The sequence below is a fragment of the Reichenbachiella sp. genome (assembly GCF_039944555.1).
Taxonomy (GTDB): Bacteria; Bacteroidota; Bacteroidia; order Cytophagales; family Cyclobacteriaceae; genus Reichenbachiella.
The window spans coordinates 603,428-619,899 of record NZ_JBDUYN010000008.1 but is presented as its reverse complement, the minus strand read 5'-3'; the positions used below and the strand labels follow the sequence as shown (position 1 = coordinate 619,899).

The window sequence follows — 16,472 nt, the reverse complement described above, 5'->3', positions numbered from 1 at the left end:
AATTAAAATCTAAAGCCATATGCTACAATAAATACCTGATCTCTTGTGAGTCCATCAGGGTTTACATCTCGATCTGTTAACTTTTTACCATACGACAGTTTAACATTATTGCTTACATCGAAATAGTAAGTGAAGCTAGTAAGGGCGGTTAATGCGAGACCTGTAGTCCCCTCCAACTTTTTGTACTCTCCAGTCGTACGGTCTGCTATCCGATCTTTGGTAATTCTATAGATAGGGAGTAACCCAATATTGAAGCTATAGTTGGAGAATCTAAAATTACGTTCGACGCGAATCATGATATCTGTACCCCGTTTCAGTTTTGTGGCATTGTCGTATGTACTTACATATTCTGAACTAGGATAGACGGGAGGTTGCCATTCTCCTCTCCAGAATTCGTTGCTGTTGGCAGTAAGTGCCATCTGGATACCTGCGGCAACGAGCCACTCAGAGCTTATTAGTGATCCGCCGGCTACAAAATCGTAACTACCCAAACTCGTTTGATAGTACATAGGGAGTGGCAGGCCCTTAGATGATGGACGTTTGGACCCACTGTCTTTCAGGTTTGCGTCATTACTGGGAATTTTCATACCAACAGTCGCATTGATATCATATTTTTCGCTGCTGGACAATCGCTGGGTTACGCTAAGTGAAATGTCTCCCATTCCTGAGGTATTATCAAAATTTCCCGTTACCCATTGATACGGTAACTTAATTTGAAATCCAAGGTTGTTAGTAATTGAAAAGGAGGCATCTAAATTGGCAACGTTAATAATAGGGGATGAAGTTGATTCACCATAGTAGTAACTCACTTCGATAGATCGTAATTTGAGTTCGACCTTTTTATTGAAGGCCTGATCAGGCTTCATGGCACCCATGGTACAGAATCCAGCATCGCTGCATCCTTGTGCATTTACCCTCTCAGCCCCTAAGAAGATCAATAGCATCACCAGAACTTCCCATTTATGGATTCTTCTTTTCATAGCTCGAATTTATTTAAATATTGTATACTAGTACTAACACTTTTCCGACACCGTCCCCATTTTTTTTCGATTAGCATTGCTCAATTGTCGGCAGAATCTTCAGTTGCATGGTCTAATGAATAATCGCTAGCTACATCTCCTTTTTCTGACAAGGCAATGGCAATAAACTTTAAACTTGGAATTTCCTCGCATACAATGATCATCATTACTGTAATTGGGACACTGAGAATCATTCCCATTACTCCCCATATAGCACCCCAGATGGTAAGCGAAAGAATCACCACCAACGGACTCATATTCAGAGAATTACCCATGAGTTTAGGTTCTATTATATTTCCAACGATGACCTGAATGGTGCCAACAGAAACTAAGATATAAACAAATGGAGTGAGCTCACCATACTGTAACACTGCAAAAACCGCAGGAAAGAGTGTAGCAATCAGGGAACCAACAGTAGGTATGTAATTCAATACAAAAATCAACATGGCCCAAAATATGGGAGCTTCGATTCCAAATGCCAATAAAGCCACGTAACTCAATATACCTGTAATAAAACTCACAAATGTTTTGAGTAAAAGATACTGACCAATATTCCTGTCCATTTTATTCAACAGACTAAATTTCTTTTTTCTTACATCCTCAGATGGATAAAAAGCCTCCATTTTCTTATCAAATATGGTTTCTTCTATAAGAAGAAAAATGATATAGATCAATATGAGGAAAGCATCTCCAAATAAGGTGGTCGCCGTATCAATCATAGATGAAATAATATCGGTAAAATCAGTTTTTTCGGTATAGTCATTCACTTGAGAAGCCACATCCATGCCTGTCACATCACTAAGTTCGTGCATGGCCACAACAAAATTGTTTTCGTAGTTGTCGATATTCTCAGTAAGCTGAGACACGTTAATATAAAGCATGTCCAATATGATAAATCCGATTACATTGATAAACAGAAATGCGATCACGCTCTGTACCCACACCGGAAACTTGTCCCGAACCAATGGAATCCTTACCAGATATTCGCGTGCTTCGTGAATGATAAACCAAACCAGCATGGCTATGATGAAAGGAATGACATATTCTTCTGTGTAAACCAGGATTACGACTACTGCAATCAGGCTAATAAGGAGATAGGTAATTTTGACGAGATCGGGACCTTGTTTATCAGATTTTTGTGACATGTTATAAGCAGTTTTAGTGTTACGATTGAACTGGTTGCTGGGGCATTCAATTTCTAAAGATATTGTAAAATTTTTACCCTACCTCATCAAAAAATCGTTGTCATTGCAAAGTTTATTTTTAGGTCGCTTTCGTGGAACCTAATGATTTACGTTAAATTTGTCTTATCAAGTAATTAAGGAGCTTTTTCTTACTCCCTTTTCGAGAAAGAAGAGCAATTATTAGCATGGAGGAACTGGAACTACAGCCAAAAACCAAAACAGAGTATCTGGACGAAATAGTCAGACTAAAAAAGGAAAAGAATGCAGTTTTACTCGCGCATTATTATCAAGAACCCGATATTCAGGATATCGCTGATTTTGTGGGGGATAGTTTGGGATTGTCGCGTAAGGCAGCTGAAACAAACGCAGACATAATTGTTTTTGCTGGCGTTCATTTTATGGCCGAAACAGCCAAAATTATCAATCCAACCAAGAAGGTTATCCTTCCAGATGTAAATGCCGGATGCTCTTTGGCGGAATCGGCTCCTGCGGGACCTTTTAAGAAATTTATCGATGCGCACCCCGATCATATCGTGGTGACCTACATCAACTGCACGGCAGAAATCAAGGCCATGAGTGATATTATTTGTACCTCTTCCAATGCGGTTGATATCATCAATTCTATACCAAAAGACCAAAAGATAATCTGTGCCCCGGATAGAAATCTTGGTGAATATCTTATCCAGCAAACCGGACGGGATATGGTGCTGTGGGACGGAGCCTGCATGGTTCATGAGGCTTTTGCTATGGACAAGATACTGGACTTGCATAAAGAGAATCCTCAGGCCAAGTTTATTGCTCATCCGGAATCACAACAGCAAGTTTTGAGGGTGGCGTCATTCGTGGGCTCTACCGAAAAGCTGCTTAACTTTGTGCAAACAGATGAATCAGAAGAGTTTATCGTCGCTACAGAAGCTGGTATTTTGCACGAAATGCAAAAAAGAGTACCCAATAAAAAACTGATCCCTGCTCCTGCAAAGGAAGACAATACCTGCTCATGCAGTGAATGTCATTTCATGAAAATGAATACTTTGGAGAAATTGTACTCCTGCTTGAAAAATGAAACCCCGGAAATCGATGTGCCAGAAGAAATAAGAAAAAAAGCGCTCGTACCCTTAGAGCGCATGTTTGAACTCTCGAAATAATTCATGATCAAACACGATTTTCTTATTATTGGATCGGGTCTCGCAGGACTTACTTACGCACTCAAGGTAGGAAAGCACTTTCCTGAGAAACAAATTGCCGTGGTTACAAAGGCAGCGGCCAGCGAATCCAATACCAAATACGCCCAGGGCGGTATGGCTGTGGTCATGGATACAGTAACGGACTCATACGAACAACATATTCAAGACACGCTTATAGCAGGAGATGGACTTTGCGATAAGGACATCGTGGAAATGGTAGTGCGGGAAGCTCCGGAACGCCTTAAAGAACTATTGAACTGGGGAGCCGATTTCGATAAGAATAAGTTGGGAGATTTTGACCTGGGTCGTGAAGGAGGTCATTCCCAAAACCGTATTCTACATCATAAAGACATCACTGGTTTCGAATTGGAAGAAACGTTATTGTCTCAGGTGGACAAGTGCAAAAACATCAGCCTGTTCAGTCATCATTTTGCGGTAGATTTAATTACCAATCACCATGTTCAGGCCTGGAAGGGAAGAGAAAATAACAAGTGTTTTGGCGCATATGTTTTGGACGAAAAGACAGGCAAGATTGAAACCTATCGTTCAAAGATCACTTTGCTGGCCAGTGGAGGGATAGGGCAGGTATATCAGAATACCACTAATCCTGAAGTGGCAACCGGCGATGGAGTAGCCATGGCTTATCGGGCAAAAGCAAGAATCCAAAACATGGAATTCGTTCAGTTTCACCCAACGGCATTATTTGATACCAAACCGGGACAAACCTTTTTGATATCTGAAGCCGTGAGGGGTTTTGGGGCCTTATTGAGAAATCGGCAAGGCGAGCTTTTCATGGAAAAATATGATGAGCGTAAGGAATTGGCCTCACGAGATATTGTGTCTCGTGCCATTGACAGTGAACTTAAGAAAAGTGGTGATGATCACGTTTATTTGGATTGCAGGCATTTGGAGCCAAAATCTTTTGAAAACCACTTTCCTAATATTATACAAAAGTGCAAGGAACTGGGTGTTGATTGGCGCCAGGACATGATTCCTGTCGTACCTGCCGCGCATTATTTGTGCGGAGGCGTGGTTACTAATGAATTTGGGCAAACACAAATTGCGAATCTATATGCCTGTGGAGAATGCGCATATACAGGATTGCACGGAGCCAATAGACTAGCTTCCAATTCTTTACTCGAAGCGCTCATTTTCGCTCACCGTTGTTATGAAAAATCTGTAGAGGAGATAGACTACCATCCAGAGGAAGCCAATGTGCCTGATTGGAGTGAGGAGGGTACCACAAATCCCAAGGAGCTTATTTTGATTACGCACAATAGGAAAGAGGTCCAGGCCATTATGAGCAACTACGTGGGGATTGTAAGGTCTGATGAGCGTCTGAATAGAGCATCCAACCGGTTAAAAGTGCTTTATGAAGAGACTGAGGACTTGTATAGGAAGACCAAGATATCACCTCAATTGTCCGAGCTCAGAAATTTAATCACAATTGCTTATTTGATTGTAAAGCAATCACAAGCCCGCACCGAGAACAGAGGTGGTTTTTATAAGGAAGTCTAGCTTGAATAAGGGTAATGAATATTAATGTCGTTTATTTATTGAATTAACCCTCTTTTGATATGAAGGCAAAACTAAGATTACTGGCGCTTTTGGCCATTTGGTTTATCTCCGCGTGCGACGACAGCGTGGATCCACAAATTGTGTTGCCGGACGACATTGATTTAGCCGAATCTTTCTTTGTACATGTTGATTTGAACAACAGGTCTGGGGATACTTTTAAAGTTGAAATGTTTTTGAATGGGCTGTCTTCAGACCATGATGTTATTCAGTTTGCAGCGACCGTGCCAGGTACGTATGAGATTTCAGATGTAGGTAGATTTGTAAAGAATTTCAGGGTATTTGACGAGGCCGGCAATAGTTTGGTTAGTGAGCCATTAACTACGAACCAGTGGAGAATTTCAGATCCTGGCCTTGCTTACAGGGTTACATATGAGATGCAGGAAACATTTGATACTTCCGTTTCCGAACATCCGATATTTGCAATGGCGGGCACTTCTATTGAAGACGATCATGTTTTGCTGAACACGCCGATGGTCATTGGTTATCCACAAGGGTTGAAGGATAGAGACTATTTTGTATCGTTGAGCTATCCTGAGCATTGGACATTAGGTACTGCTCTGGAGCCGTACAGCAACAACATTTATAGAGCTACCGATTTTGATCATTTGGCCGATTCACCAATTCTTCTTGGAGAATTGACCAGCACAAGTACACAAGTAGGAGATGCAGATATCAACATACATGTGTACTCAGAAGCAGGCGGAATTACATCCAGCGGCATCTTGAATGATGTGGAGCAAATATTGTTGGATGCGCAGGCGTTTTTGAAAGTTTTACCCACGGATCAATACGATTTCCTTTATCATTTTGGGGATGTAAATGCCGGAGCACTTGAGCACTCAAAAAGCTCTGTATATGTATTGCGCGATGGGCCGTACACCGCTAATTATGGTGCAGTAATAAAAAGTATATCTGCACACGAGTTTTTTCATGTAGTTACACCATTGAATATACACAGCGAGATCATAGCGGACTTCAATTTTGCCGTCCCAACGCCTTCTCAGCACCTATGGCTTTATGAAGGAGTAACGGAATGGGCATCAGATTTTATGCAGTTTAGAAATGGATCGATGTCACTGGACGAACTCTTGTCTCAGATGGGTAGAAAAGTAGAAGTTGACAGTTTTTTTGACCCTGAATTTAGCCTGGTAGAAATCAGTACTGAATCCTATACAACCGAAGGCGGGGAGCAATTTGTAAATATTTACAATAGAGGCGCTTTTATTATCAGCCTGCTTGATATAAGACTCTTGGAACTATCAAACGGAGAGAAAGGTATGCGGGAGGTGGTACTCGAACTGGTAGATACTTATGGTCCTGATAAGGCATTTTCAGAGGTTGATTTTTTCAGCACGGTAGTGTCGATGACCTATCCCGAAATTGAAGATTTTATAAATCTATACATCAAGGATTCACAGGCATTACCTATCCAGTCGTATTATTCAAAAGTTGGGATCGATTACGACGAAGAGACTTTCTCTTTTACGCCAATGAGTAGTTTGACTGAAGCTCAAACTCAACTGTTTGAGGCTTGGTCTAAGAATTTATAAAAGCTACCACCCCATCCTGCATTCTTCATAACCTCTTTTTTTTCCGGCTTCATACCCTGACTGGTAGCCTGTTTTTTTACCTTTGGTGAATCCAGCTGTATATCCTGATTCATGACCTTTGGCATGCCCTTCCTCGTGCCCTTGTTCATGTCCTTCTTGACTTCCTTGCAGTTGGCCGGCCTCAAATCCACTTTCGAAGCCCTCTTCTCTGCCTAAGCTAAGCCCTTCGGCTTTTCCTTGTTCGATTCCGTCTTGCAACCCCTGGTCGTAAGAACCACAGGAAGATAAGGTAAGGACAATTAAAACGATTCCATATGCTGTGTTGTGATTCATGAGCAAACTTATTTTGAAAATATAAATTTAACATGAATAAAATGTAATTATATTAAGAATGGGAAATACCTATCGACAGAAGCGATCTCTCAACAAACGAGATAAACGCCTTAGCCTATGAGTTGGTAGGCACTGAACAAAAGAATACTTTCTTGAAGTGCGTCTTTTAGTTCGTTAAACTCCTGGAAGTCAAGATTGATCTGGATATCCTGGTGTGGGGATTTGATGATAATTCGAGTGGACTCATCAGGGAAAAAGAAGGCATGTCTATCAAAATCTATCCTCACGAAGTTTTTTACAAAATGAGAAAACTCTTGATGAGAATAGCTGATCATCAGATTTTTGTAGCATAAACTTATACGCTTACAACGAGCGCAGTTAGTGATATTGAAGTACAAGCCTTGCGCTAATATGTGTGGTTGACATTTTTTCATAAAAAATGGGCACCCGCGGGCACCCATTTGAATTATTACTTCAGTGAAGTAAACATTTGATCGCTCTTTAGGTGCTTAAGAATCACCTTTTTTATTTTGGACTGCGCAATATCAGAACTGTAGGGTTGTGCATCAATCATTTCTTTTTCAAGAGCGAATAACCTTTGAAACATGATTTTGTCCTCTACCTTCATATTGATGGCAATGGTTTCTTTTTGTGCAAATAGCTCACCCCAAACCAATCGTACGTCGGCCCAGTAGACTTGATTTTTATTCCACCATTTTTTGGCCACGTCACATTTATGGTCTCCTGTTTTGGTGTAGCTATTCCAGCCTTTTTCCTGGGCAAGTAGGACATCCTCGACTTCCGTCCTGATTACCTTATCATTGTCTTGTTCGTGGACCCACCCGAAATCTGTGATTTCGTGACGATTGACCCTTGTCATCACGTTGTAATCCTTACGCGTACTGAATTCTCTTCTTGGCAGCGGAGCGTCTGTTTTACTTTCCCAGTAATGTCTGCCGTCTACATGAACCCATGTGGCCGTGCCTTCATATCGTGGGCTATCATCTACCTGATAGACCTTTTGTGTCCATTGCCCTTTTACATCCGCAGCAGACTTAGACTCAAACTTCCATGTGCTTTCTTTATCAAACGAATAGAAGTCCGTGTTTTCGTAAATCCAGTCTTGCCGCCAATGCTTGATAATCATGGTATCTCCAATGACCAAAAGGTGCTGCAAAACGATCTTATCCTTGGATTCTGTAATAGGGAATACATACTCCAACGCACCTGAAGCATAATTTTCGTGAAACTCGTAGTCCTTATCCGGAGCGAAAGTCTCTGCAAAATTGAAACGGATGTCATAACAGCCGCACATGGCTTTGATAGCGGCGATATCTTGTTTTTTTTGCTTTTGCCCATAGGCTGAAACCGATGAAATGAACAAAAGGAAAATGAGTAAATTTTTCATGTGTATATAATTTGGTTTTAGTGGTCACATGGAACCTCCATGACATAATCATCTCTCTGCGAGATAAATATTGATGCTGTCGGTTTCATGAGTTGTAAATCTTACTTAGTTAAAAATGCAGTTTTCAGTTTGGGGTAATCGTAAAACAAAAGGCCAAGATTGATTATCAGATACAGACCGGTTAAGACTAATTCACCCATTTCATGTGGTTCCAAGTATAGGTGAAATAGAAAAATGTTGAGCGAAAGCGGAACCAACATCATCGCTCCCAGCAGTGCATAAAGCTGGCTGAGAAGTAACACGCCACAGAGTATTTCTGCGAAGCCCAGAAGAGGCCAGAAGTACCCAGTACCTTTTAGTCCTCCGATCATCGACTTTATTTTAACCACATGATCAGGTATCTCCACATTTTGTTCAACCACTGGCCTTGGTGGTTTAGGGATAAATTTTTGTATGCCGGCGTAAACGAATAGCCCACCCAGGGCTATCCGTGTTACTAAAATCAGAATCTTTATTTTGCTCATTATCAAAGTAGTTCGTATTGAATTTCTGTGTATCCTCGTTCACCGTTTTCAGCACTTAACATGCTATTAAACTTCAGTTTGTAAGTGTTTCCTTCAGAATCAAGGATTAGGTAGAAGCGATCAGCTTTAAGTGAGGGTGCAGTACCCGGACCTCCACCATTTCTCCAGTTGGATCCGATGGTGTGTTGAGCAGTTTCAAAAGTCAGCCCAGAGACATCAGATTCATTAATCCCTTCATAGGTCAAAGTTTCATCTATTATGATTTCTATCACTTGGGTGTTGTTTCGATTGATGATGATGAAATCATTGTAGGCGTAAGGCAGATAGTATCCGAAATTGATCACATTGGTGAATGACCCATACATGATGTCCCAGCTGTCTTTTGCGGGCTCGTTCTGTGTTGTGCCATTGTCCAGATCGAAGAGAGAGAAATTGAAGGTTTCATCTTTAGTGATGTCAAAAGATTCGAAGGTAGAAGAACTGATGTCAGCGTATTGTAGCGTATAGCCACTGCTATTCTGAAGCACTCTTATTTTTTTCCAGTTTCGTCCCTCTCCTTCACGGCTTACGATAAACACCTTGTTTTCGGACGCAGTGGGTGAGACTATGCCTAAGGCCAAGGAATCAAGATCGCCATCGGGCGCATCTACCCAGTCTACAGCGTCACCATTAAATGCGCTGAAACTTTGTGACGCCGCGAAGCCTACGGTGTCCTGAGCGGTGACTGCAGTCAAGTCATTTTTATCAATTTGTTGTGCCATCATCTTGGCTGAATTGTTGATGATCACACGGAAAGTTTCACCAGAATAGAAGCCCAAATCCCAAGACAATTTATCTACTCTGGTTTGTTTGATTTTACTCAGATCGAAGAAGGCTTGATGGGTAAATTCTGCACCTCCGGCGTCAAGTACTGTTGTTCCCGAGGGAGCAACGAAATTCTCAGAGAAAATCACCGTAAATATGGATTGATCACCAGTATCGAGCAATTTAGTCTCATCGGATACGGTCAGGGTTAGCGATTCATCTTGTTCTATGTTGAGCGCGCTCCCTGCCGAAACGGTCAATGAAACTGACTCATCGCCAATGGCATAAGGTAATGAAATGACATTTTCGGTTGCCTCTGGGACGGTGTAAAAATCGGCGGCTTCACCATAAGTGAGACCCACATTGTCGATGTTGATTGTAAGTGTCCCTGCGGATTCAGCCGGGCGCGAAAATGAAATCTCCAGTATGGCAGAAAGATTGCTTTTCGATATTCCTGCCTCTGTATTCGCGAAACTCACCTTGACAGGTGAAGCTTCATCCTCCTTGCAGGAAGAGTTACTCAGAAGTAGAAATCCTGCAAGAATGACCGTAGTTACTCGTATTTTATTCATTGTTTATTTATTTGGAAAAATTGTAGTTGAATTTGATAAAGTAGGAGCGTCCATAAGCTATGGAAGATTGTCCTGTATTTGATCCGGTATGTGACCCTCCAATATTGGTATTGTTTGATAAAGCCGTGACGTTCAATAGATTTTTGGCCCCGACACTAATTCTTAAACTTTTGACCAAGCCGCCAGATAAAGTCAGATCCCATAAGTGGTAACCATCGAGTTGGCGCAATTCTGGAATAGAGGAGCCATTCTCATCAGTAGCTGCTACATATTGTTTTATTGATCCAGTGAATTTGTAAAAACTCGCAAGTGCAATACCGGTATTGAAAAGGTCGTATTGAAGGTTAGCGATATATTCCGGCGAGTATAAGAATTGAGGAATATCAAGTCCGGTCGTATTTTCACTAAAGTTGTGATAGCGACCGATATAAGACAATCCGGTTTTTAGTTGAATGCGACCTTTTTCAAATGTGACATGGCCGGTAGTCCCTAGTGTCTTGTATTTTAAAATGTTTATGTAAGTGGTTGTTTGGTTGCTTCCATCGGGAGTGAAATAGGAAATTCTGTTGTGGATTGCGTTGTAAAATCCTTTTATTGAGAGTCTCCATGTTTGGTTTTTAAATTGATGTGTGAAATCGCCCGTTACATTGTCTGAGTATTCTGGTTTCAGATTAGGATTACCCAATATGTTGTGATTGCTGTCAATAAATTCATGATAGAGTTCACGTAGTGAAGGTGCTCTGAAGCCACGACCATAGCTCATGCGAATCTGAGACCGGTCGCTCAGGTTGTACTTCATGTTGATTGAAGCTGAGGGCTTAGTGCTGAAGGCATCATTATAGCTAAGCCGAACACCTGGTCTTAACTTTAATCTGTTTCCTAATAGAATCTCAGTAGAGGCGAAAAAGCCTAAATTTGTCATCTGCTTATCCCCCTCACTCAGCGTCGTACCTTTCGCGTTTTCGAAATCGCCATCTATTCCGATTTGTGTATGCCAATCAGTCGAGCCCACGGACCATTGTAGGATATCATTCAAAGTATTTCGAAAGAAAAATGTTCGAAAAGCGATTGTATCCTGCCCGGTAGTAGTGGTAAGATCAGGGACGCCGGGGAGTAAATAGGATTTGAATCGATGCGTAATTCGATCGTAATCCGTAAATGAAAGTACAGTATTCAACGATCCATGAGACAAGCCATATTCCGCTTGAATTTGGTGCATCCACCGTTGGGTTAAGTATTCCTTGTCGAAAGCATAAGGATCATCCTCGTCACCGACATACTCTGGTGTTCCCTGATTTTCGATCGTCTCATTCAGATAATCGAATCTGTAATAGATATTGAAATCATTTTTTTCATATCTCAATTCACCGGATTGGAAGAATTGACTTTTGGGGTACCAAAGTTTGTCTCTACCTGTGCCAGACCATCCGCCAAATTTTTGATATCGTGTCTCTGATTGAATGGACCAATTTGGATGAAAACTGTATGAAGAGGATAAAGACGCGTTGTGAATACCTTCATCAAAAAGTTTGTATTCCTTTCCAACGGTCTCCTCCTGAAGGGAAACATCAACCGACCATTTATGCGCATTTGGCTTTTTAGTTATGATGTTGATAACGCCAGCAAGAGCGTCAGCGCCAAAATTCACCGCCATAGGCCCTTCAATCACTTCAACTTTTTCAATTGAGTTGAGATTGATTTGATTTAGGTCGATTTCATTGCTCACTCCACCTCGTCCAACTATTGGCACCCCGTCCAGCAGTATTTTTATATACTGACCGGAAATACCCTGCAAACTGGCTGTTGAGCTGCCGACCGCATTGTCTCTTTGAAATCTAAAATTTAGCTCACTGCCAAGCACTTCAGTCAGGGATCGCGCACCTTGAGAAGCTAATCGCGCTTGATCAATTATGTGGACGCTGTAAACAGAGTTCTGAACTGATTGAGGAAGAAACTGCCCCGTAATGACTACTTCATCTAATGTCTGTTCCTTTTTTACAAGCTCAATTTTATGAGTGCCGCTTTTACGAACAGTATCTTTTAGTGTATGAAAATTCAAGTGGTTTATTGTGACTTGAAAGGGTGAGGGTTGACTTATGCGGACCTTTCCATGGTTATCTGATATATAGAATGTCTCGCCGCCTTTGTCCAAGTCAAGTACTTTGACAGATGCGTTGACGATAGGTCCTTTATCGTCCAATACAAGTAGGGTCTGGCTGCTGGCTTGGTGGATAGTCAGCAGGCAGACAAAAAATAAAAGGTATCGTTCTATCATTTCACACATTATTTAGAATGATTCTAAACAATGCAAAATTTGTCTAAATCAGCTGGGTCTGCAATCGCCAACGATGGGGAAATTAGTATAGCTAGCTCTAGGGAGTGTTTCTGCGTTTTAGCTACAAGTAGTGATTATGGTTTTCGTGTTTCGGGTACGGTTGATAGTTAATATTTTGTTTTTAATATCATTAGGCTTACTTTTGCAATCGATAGTATTACTATCGTTATTAAAATTAATACTAGTATCGATGTCAACAATTAGTATAGTTCTTGGAGAAAATTTTTTTAAAAAGGATCCACAGTCTTCTGACCTAGGAAGGAAAATTGTAAGCAAAGGCATAATTGTCTTGGATGAATTGGGTTTTGAAGAGTTTACTTTTAAAAAGCTAGCAGAAAGCATTGAGTCGACAGAGGCGTCGGTCTATAGGTATTTTAAAAACAAGCATAAGTTCTTGGTCTATTTGTCCACCTATTATTGGTCTTGGTTGGAATATGTAATAGCGTTTGAAACGCATCATTTCAGTGATGCCAAGGTGAAACTGGAAAATATCATTAGAATAGTTTGTCATGCGCAAGATTTTCCGGATGCTCTGGATTTGCCAGAGGTCGACATTTCTAAATTACGAAGTGTCATCGACAAAGAGTCTGACAAAACCTACCTGAATCGTAACGTGGATGAAATTAATAGCAAGGGACTGTTTACAGGTTATAAGAGCCTTTGTTCTAAGATTGCCGAAGTTGTGGCACAAATTGATCCCAAGTACCCGTACCCCAGGGCATTGGTGAGCATGATTATGGAGGCTTCACATCAGCAGGTCTTTTTTGCGCAGCACCTACCGTCGCTAACGGAGGTTTCTAAGGGCAAACCTAAGCGTTTGGAAGAGCAGGCGGCTGATTTTCTAAATCATACCGTAATGCATTCACTGAAGTAAATTTTTTTACCCTAATCCGATAGTAATACTATTAATATGGAAAGTAATAATATTAAAGAAGATAAAAAACTATCACCGCTGCGAAGACTGCTGAGTATGCTTTCTCTGGACAAGCGAGAGATATTTATCGTATATGCTTACGCCATATTCCATGGTTTAATTAATCTCTCTCTACCTCTGGGTGTACAGGCTATTGTTGCCTTTGTGATTAGTGCAGAGTTTTCTGCTTCCTGGGGGTTGTTGATCTTCATAGTCGTGGTTGGAGTGGCAGCATCAGGTGTTATCCAGATTTTGCAACTCACGCTTACTGAGGTTTTGCAAAGAAGAATATTCACGAGAGCTTCATTCGAATTTGCCTATCGTATTCCCAGATTTAAGATGGAATCTGTGACTGATTTTTATCCGCCAGAATTGATGAACCGCTTTTTTGACATACTCAATGTGCAAAAAGGGCTTCCTAAAATTCTAATCGACTTTTCGAGTTCTACTCTTCAGATTCTTTTTGGGATGATACTCTTGTCTTTGTACCATCCTTTTTTCGTGTTTTTTGGCTTTCTATTGGTTGGGCTGATGGTCTTAATATTTTATATCAGCGGACCAAAAGGTCTAAAAACCAGTATTTTAGAATCCAAGTACAAGTATCAGGTGGCGCATTGGCTGGAAGAATTGGCCAGAGTGATGGGCACGTTTAAATTGGCAGGAGAAACGAACCTGCCGATAGAGAAAACAAATGAGTATGTTTCTAACTATCTCAAGTATAGAAAGCAGCATTTTAAAGTGCTCATTTTCCAATTCTCCAATATTGTCGCCTTCAAAACTGTTGTTACTGCCGGTTTATTGATTTTGGGTAGCATATTGGTGATCAACCAAGAGATAAACCTTGGCCAATTTGTAGCCTCCGAAATTATTATTCTGCTGGTCTTAAGCTCAGCTGAGAAACTGATCCTGACTATGGAGACAGTTTATGATGTGCTCACGGGATTGGAGAAACTGGGTCAAATCACCGATGTGCCACTCGAAGATGAGGGTGGTATCTCGTTAGTCGAAGTGTGTAAAGAAGGTGGAATTCCGGTAGAGTTTGCCAATCTTTCGTATCGATTCGAAGGTGCCTACGGCAATGCCTTGCATGACATCAATTTGGATGTAAAAGCGGGTGAAAAAATTGGAATTACTGGTACTAATCAGTCTGGCAAATCTACTCTGCTCTCTGTGGTATCCGGCCTCTTTCACAACTATGAGGGATCAGTGCTCTTCAATGGAATTCCGTTTTCAGACATCAACATAAGCAGCTTCAGGTCGGTAGTAGGAGACAATTTGAACCTTCAGGATTTATTTCATGGAACACTTGCCCAAAATATATCAGTGGGGAAGGATGATGTAGCTATAGAAGATATTCTGAGATCTATAGAACTAGTGGGTCTGAATGGTTTTCTGAAGAATTTACCAAATGGCCTGGCCACCATGATAAGCCCGGAAGGCCAGGGACTATCTGATAGTGTTAGGCAAAAGATCATTTTGGCACGAACCCTCGCGGAAAAACCAAAAATAGTCGTCATGGATAATGCACTAAACGGGCTTGACTTTGAAGACAGAAAGCGGATAAGCAATATCCTTACCGATTCATCTCAGGAGTGGACGCTCCTGGCCGTCACCAGTGATCCTCTATTGCTCAACAACTGTGATCGTGTAGTGACTCTTGAACGCGGCAGAATTGTGGATGTGAGTAAAACAATAATGAAACCGAAAAAAGCAAAGTAGTTATGTTGAATATATCTAATCATCCGACAAACCGGGACGAAATCCTGAAGGATCTTTCGTCCTATCAGGAAGTTATGGGCTCGCATGCTACTCGAAAATTTGTATTTCTTCTTTCGGGAATATTCCTGATGTTGTTCATTGGACTTTTTCTACCCTGGACGCAAAACATTCGAGCTCGTGGTACACTGACTACTCTCAGACCAGAAAACAGAGAACAGTCTATTAATTCAGTTATATCCGGACGCATCGAAAAATGGTACATTCGTGAAGGTCAATTGTTGTCAAGAGGAGATACCATTCTACATATTTCAGAAATGAAAACAGAGTATTTAGACCCAAGGCTGGTGGATAAAACAAAAAATCAGGCGGTGGCAAAAAGGGCTTCTGTAGACGCCTATTCAAACAAGGGAATTGCACTTGATCAACAAATGGCCGCGCTTGAAAGAAATAAAAAGCTAAAGCTGATGCAGGCAAAAAACTACATCAGACAGGCTGTACTCAAGCGACAGTCAGATAGTATTGATTATTCCACCACCTTGATCAACTTGGAAATAGCGGAAAGGCAGTTTACCCGTCAGGAAACACTTTACAATCAAGGGCTGAAATCACTTACTGAACTGGAAAGTCGACGACAAAAGCTCCAGGCTGCGTTGAACAAGAAAATATCGGCAGAAAACAAGTGGCTGGCCAGTCAAAACGAATACATCAATGCACAACTTAGTCTAGGTGCGGTAGAAAATGAGTTCAACCAAAAGATTGCCAAAGTGCGCTCCGATAAAATGTCAGCTCTATCTGGAGAAATGGATGCTGAAAGCCAGTTCAACAAACTTTCTATACAGCAGGAGAGCTACTCAAAACGTTCTAATTTTTACTTTATCACTGCGCCGCAAGATGGTTATGTAACGAAAGCCATAAGCGGTGGAATTGGTGAGATAGTGAAGGAAGGGCAGGAAATTTTTACGTTTGTTCCTTCCAATTATAATATGGCAGTTGAGCTGAATGTTCGTCCTCTTGATTTGCCTCTCATTCAAGAAGGTAGCAAGGTAAGGCTTCAATTCGATGGATGGCCTGCTTTGGTGTTTAATGGATGGCCGGATATGTCTTTTGGTACCTTCGGTGGTAAGATTGTCGCTTATGATAAAGTAGCACGGAATGGAACTTTTAGAGTACTGATTGTCCCTGATGAAGATGAGGTACCCTGGCCTTCATTGTTGAGGTTGGGCAGCGGTGTTTACGGTATAGCTCTGCTTAACAATGTACCGGTCTGGTACGAACTGTGGAGACAACTGAACGGTTTTCCACCTGATTTTTATGCTAAAGATGATAAAGAAACTAAAGTTAAAAAGTAG

The 16,472-nt window shown here is 41.3% G+C and carries 14 protein-coding genes; 6 read left to right on the top strand and 8 right to left on the bottom strand.

Features of this window, described 5'->3' with window-relative positions:
* Positions 1–2: 2 nt before the first annotated feature.
* Entirely contained in the window at positions 3–980 is a 978-nt protein-coding gene (locus ABJD64_RS16330) for a hypothetical protein (RefSeq protein ID WP_348183430.1), read from the bottom strand.
* 80 nt (positions 981–1,060) lie between these two features.
* Positions 1,061–2,164, bottom strand: a complete 1,104-nt coding sequence (locus ABJD64_RS16325) for an AI-2E family transporter (RefSeq protein ID WP_348183428.1) — start codon at positions 2,162–2,164, stop codon at positions 1,061–1,063.
* Between the two features lie 224 nt (positions 2,165–2,388).
* On the opposite strand from ABJD64_RS16325, the gene nadA reads away from it, so the two are divergent.
* The 3 genes from nadA to ABJD64_RS16310 are packed head-to-tail and all read left to right on the top strand — an operon-like array spanning position 2,389 to position 6,515.
* Entirely contained in the window at positions 2,389–3,348 is a 960-nt protein-coding gene (gene nadA / locus ABJD64_RS16320) for a quinolinate synthase NadA (protein ID WP_348183426.1), read from the top strand.
* 3 nt (positions 3,349–3,351) lie between these two features.
* Positions 3,352–4,905, top strand: coding sequence for an L-aspartate oxidase (gene nadB, locus ABJD64_RS16315; RefSeq protein WP_348183425.1), 1,554 nt, complete (start codon positions 3,352–3,354; stop codon positions 4,903–4,905).
* 59 nt (positions 4,906–4,964) lie between these two features.
* Positions 4,965–6,515 carry a peptidase gene (locus ABJD64_RS16310; RefSeq protein WP_348183423.1) on the top strand — a complete coding sequence of 517 codons (1,551 nt, stop codon included), beginning with the start codon at positions 4,965–4,967 and terminating at the stop codon, positions 6,513–6,515.
* Between the two features lie 3 nt (positions 6,516–6,518).
* On the opposite strand, the gene ABJD64_RS16305 is transcribed toward ABJD64_RS16310, so the two are convergent.
* The 6 genes from ABJD64_RS16305 to ABJD64_RS16280 all read right to left on the bottom strand — a co-directional run bounded on the left by ABJD64_RS16305 (position 6,519) and on the right by ABJD64_RS16280 (position 12,431).
* Complete coding sequence (locus ABJD64_RS16305) at positions 6,519–6,848, bottom strand: Yae1 family protein (RefSeq protein ID WP_348183422.1); 330 nt, start codon at positions 6,846–6,848, stop codon at positions 6,519–6,521.
* A 110-nt stretch (positions 6,849–6,958) separates the two neighbouring features.
* Entirely contained in the window at positions 6,959–7,282 is a 324-nt protein-coding gene (locus ABJD64_RS16300) for a DUF6686 family protein (RefSeq protein WP_348183420.1), read from the bottom strand.
* Between the two features lie 35 nt (positions 7,283–7,317).
* Positions 7,318–8,256: a DUF6607 family protein gene (locus ABJD64_RS16295; protein WP_348183418.1), complete on the bottom strand. Its 939-nt coding sequence runs from the start codon at positions 8,254–8,256 to the stop codon at positions 7,318–7,320.
* 101 nt (positions 8,257–8,357) lie between these two features.
* Positions 8,358–8,780: a DoxX family membrane protein gene (locus ABJD64_RS16290; protein ID WP_348183416.1), complete on the bottom strand. Its 423-nt coding sequence runs from the start codon at positions 8,778–8,780 to the stop codon at positions 8,358–8,360.
* Between the two features lie 2 nt (positions 8,781–8,782).
* A complete protein-coding gene (locus ABJD64_RS16285) occupies positions 8,783–10,156 on the bottom strand; it encodes an HmuY family protein (protein ID WP_348183414.1) in 1,374 nt (457 codons plus the stop codon).
* 7 nt (positions 10,157–10,163) lie between these two features.
* A complete protein-coding gene (locus tag ABJD64_RS16280) occupies positions 10,164–12,431 on the bottom strand; it encodes a TonB-dependent receptor (protein ID WP_348183412.1) in 2,268 nt (755 codons plus the stop codon).
* Positions 12,432–12,681: 250 nt separating this feature from the next.
* Between ABJD64_RS16280 and ABJD64_RS16275 the strand changes: the two genes are divergently transcribed.
* Genes ABJD64_RS16275 through ABJD64_RS16265 form a run of 3 tightly spaced genes read left to right on the top strand, consistent with a single transcriptional unit; the run spans position 12,682 to position 16,472 of the window.
* The gene (locus ABJD64_RS16275; protein WP_348183410.1) at positions 12,682–13,365 is read left to right on the top strand and encodes a TetR/AcrR family transcriptional regulator; all 684 of its coding nucleotides are present in this window, start codon (positions 12,682–12,684) and stop codon (positions 13,363–13,365) included.
* A gap of 36 nt (positions 13,366–13,401) precedes the next feature.
* Complete coding sequence (locus ABJD64_RS16270) at positions 13,402–15,123, top strand: ATP-binding cassette domain-containing protein (protein WP_348183409.1); 1,722 nt, start codon at positions 13,402–13,404, stop codon at positions 15,121–15,123.
* A gap of 2 nt (positions 15,124–15,125) precedes the next feature.
* Positions 15,126–16,472, top strand: coding sequence for an HlyD family efflux transporter periplasmic adaptor subunit (locus tag ABJD64_RS16265; RefSeq protein WP_348183407.1), 1,347 nt, complete (start codon positions 15,126–15,128; stop codon positions 16,470–16,472).

What these genes read in the sequence shown, in the direction of transcription:
- ABJD64_RS16330 (WP_348183430.1), bottom strand. Translation starts at nt 980, where the DNA reads ATGAAAAGAAGAATCCATAAATGGGAAGTTCTGGTGATGCTATTGATC.
- ABJD64_RS16325 (WP_348183428.1), bottom strand. Translation starts at nt 2,164, where the DNA reads ATGTCACAAAAATCTGATAAACAAGGTCCCGATCTCGTCAAAATTACC.
- nadA (WP_348183426.1), top strand. Translation starts at nt 2,389, where the DNA reads ATGGAGGAACTGGAACTACAGCCAAAAACCAAAACAGAGTATCTGGAC.
- nadB (WP_348183425.1), top strand. Translation starts at nt 3,352, where the DNA reads ATGATCAAACACGATTTTCTTATTATTGGATCGGGTCTCGCAGGACTT.
- ABJD64_RS16310 (WP_348183423.1), top strand. Translation starts at nt 4,965, where the DNA reads ATGAAGGCAAAACTAAGATTACTGGCGCTTTTGGCCATTTGGTTTATC.
- ABJD64_RS16305 (WP_348183422.1), bottom strand. Translation starts at nt 6,848, where the DNA reads ATGAATCACAACACAGCATATGGAATCGTTTTAATTGTCCTTACCTTA.
- ABJD64_RS16300 (WP_348183420.1), bottom strand. Translation starts at nt 7,282, where the DNA reads ATGAAAAAATGTCAACCACACATATTAGCGCAAGGCTTGTACTTCAAT.
- ABJD64_RS16295 (WP_348183418.1), bottom strand. Translation starts at nt 8,256, where the DNA reads ATGAAAAATTTACTCATTTTCCTTTTGTTCATTTCATCGGTTTCAGCC.
- ABJD64_RS16290 (WP_348183416.1), bottom strand. Translation starts at nt 8,780, where the DNA reads ATGAGCAAAATAAAGATTCTGATTTTAGTAACACGGATAGCCCTGGGT.
- ABJD64_RS16285 (WP_348183414.1), bottom strand. Translation starts at nt 10,156, where the DNA reads ATGAATAAAATACGAGTAACTACGGTCATTCTTGCAGGATTTCTACTT.
- ABJD64_RS16280 (WP_348183412.1), bottom strand. Translation starts at nt 12,431, where the DNA reads ATGATAGAACGATACCTTTTATTTTTTGTCTGCCTGCTGACTATCCAC.
- ABJD64_RS16275 (WP_348183410.1), top strand. Translation starts at nt 12,682, where the DNA reads ATGTCAACAATTAGTATAGTTCTTGGAGAAAATTTTTTTAAAAAGGAT.
- ABJD64_RS16270 (WP_348183409.1), top strand. Translation starts at nt 13,402, where the DNA reads ATGGAAAGTAATAATATTAAAGAAGATAAAAAACTATCACCGCTGCGA.
- ABJD64_RS16265 (WP_348183407.1), top strand. Translation starts at nt 15,126, where the DNA reads ATGTTGAATATATCTAATCATCCGACAAACCGGGACGAAATCCTGAAG.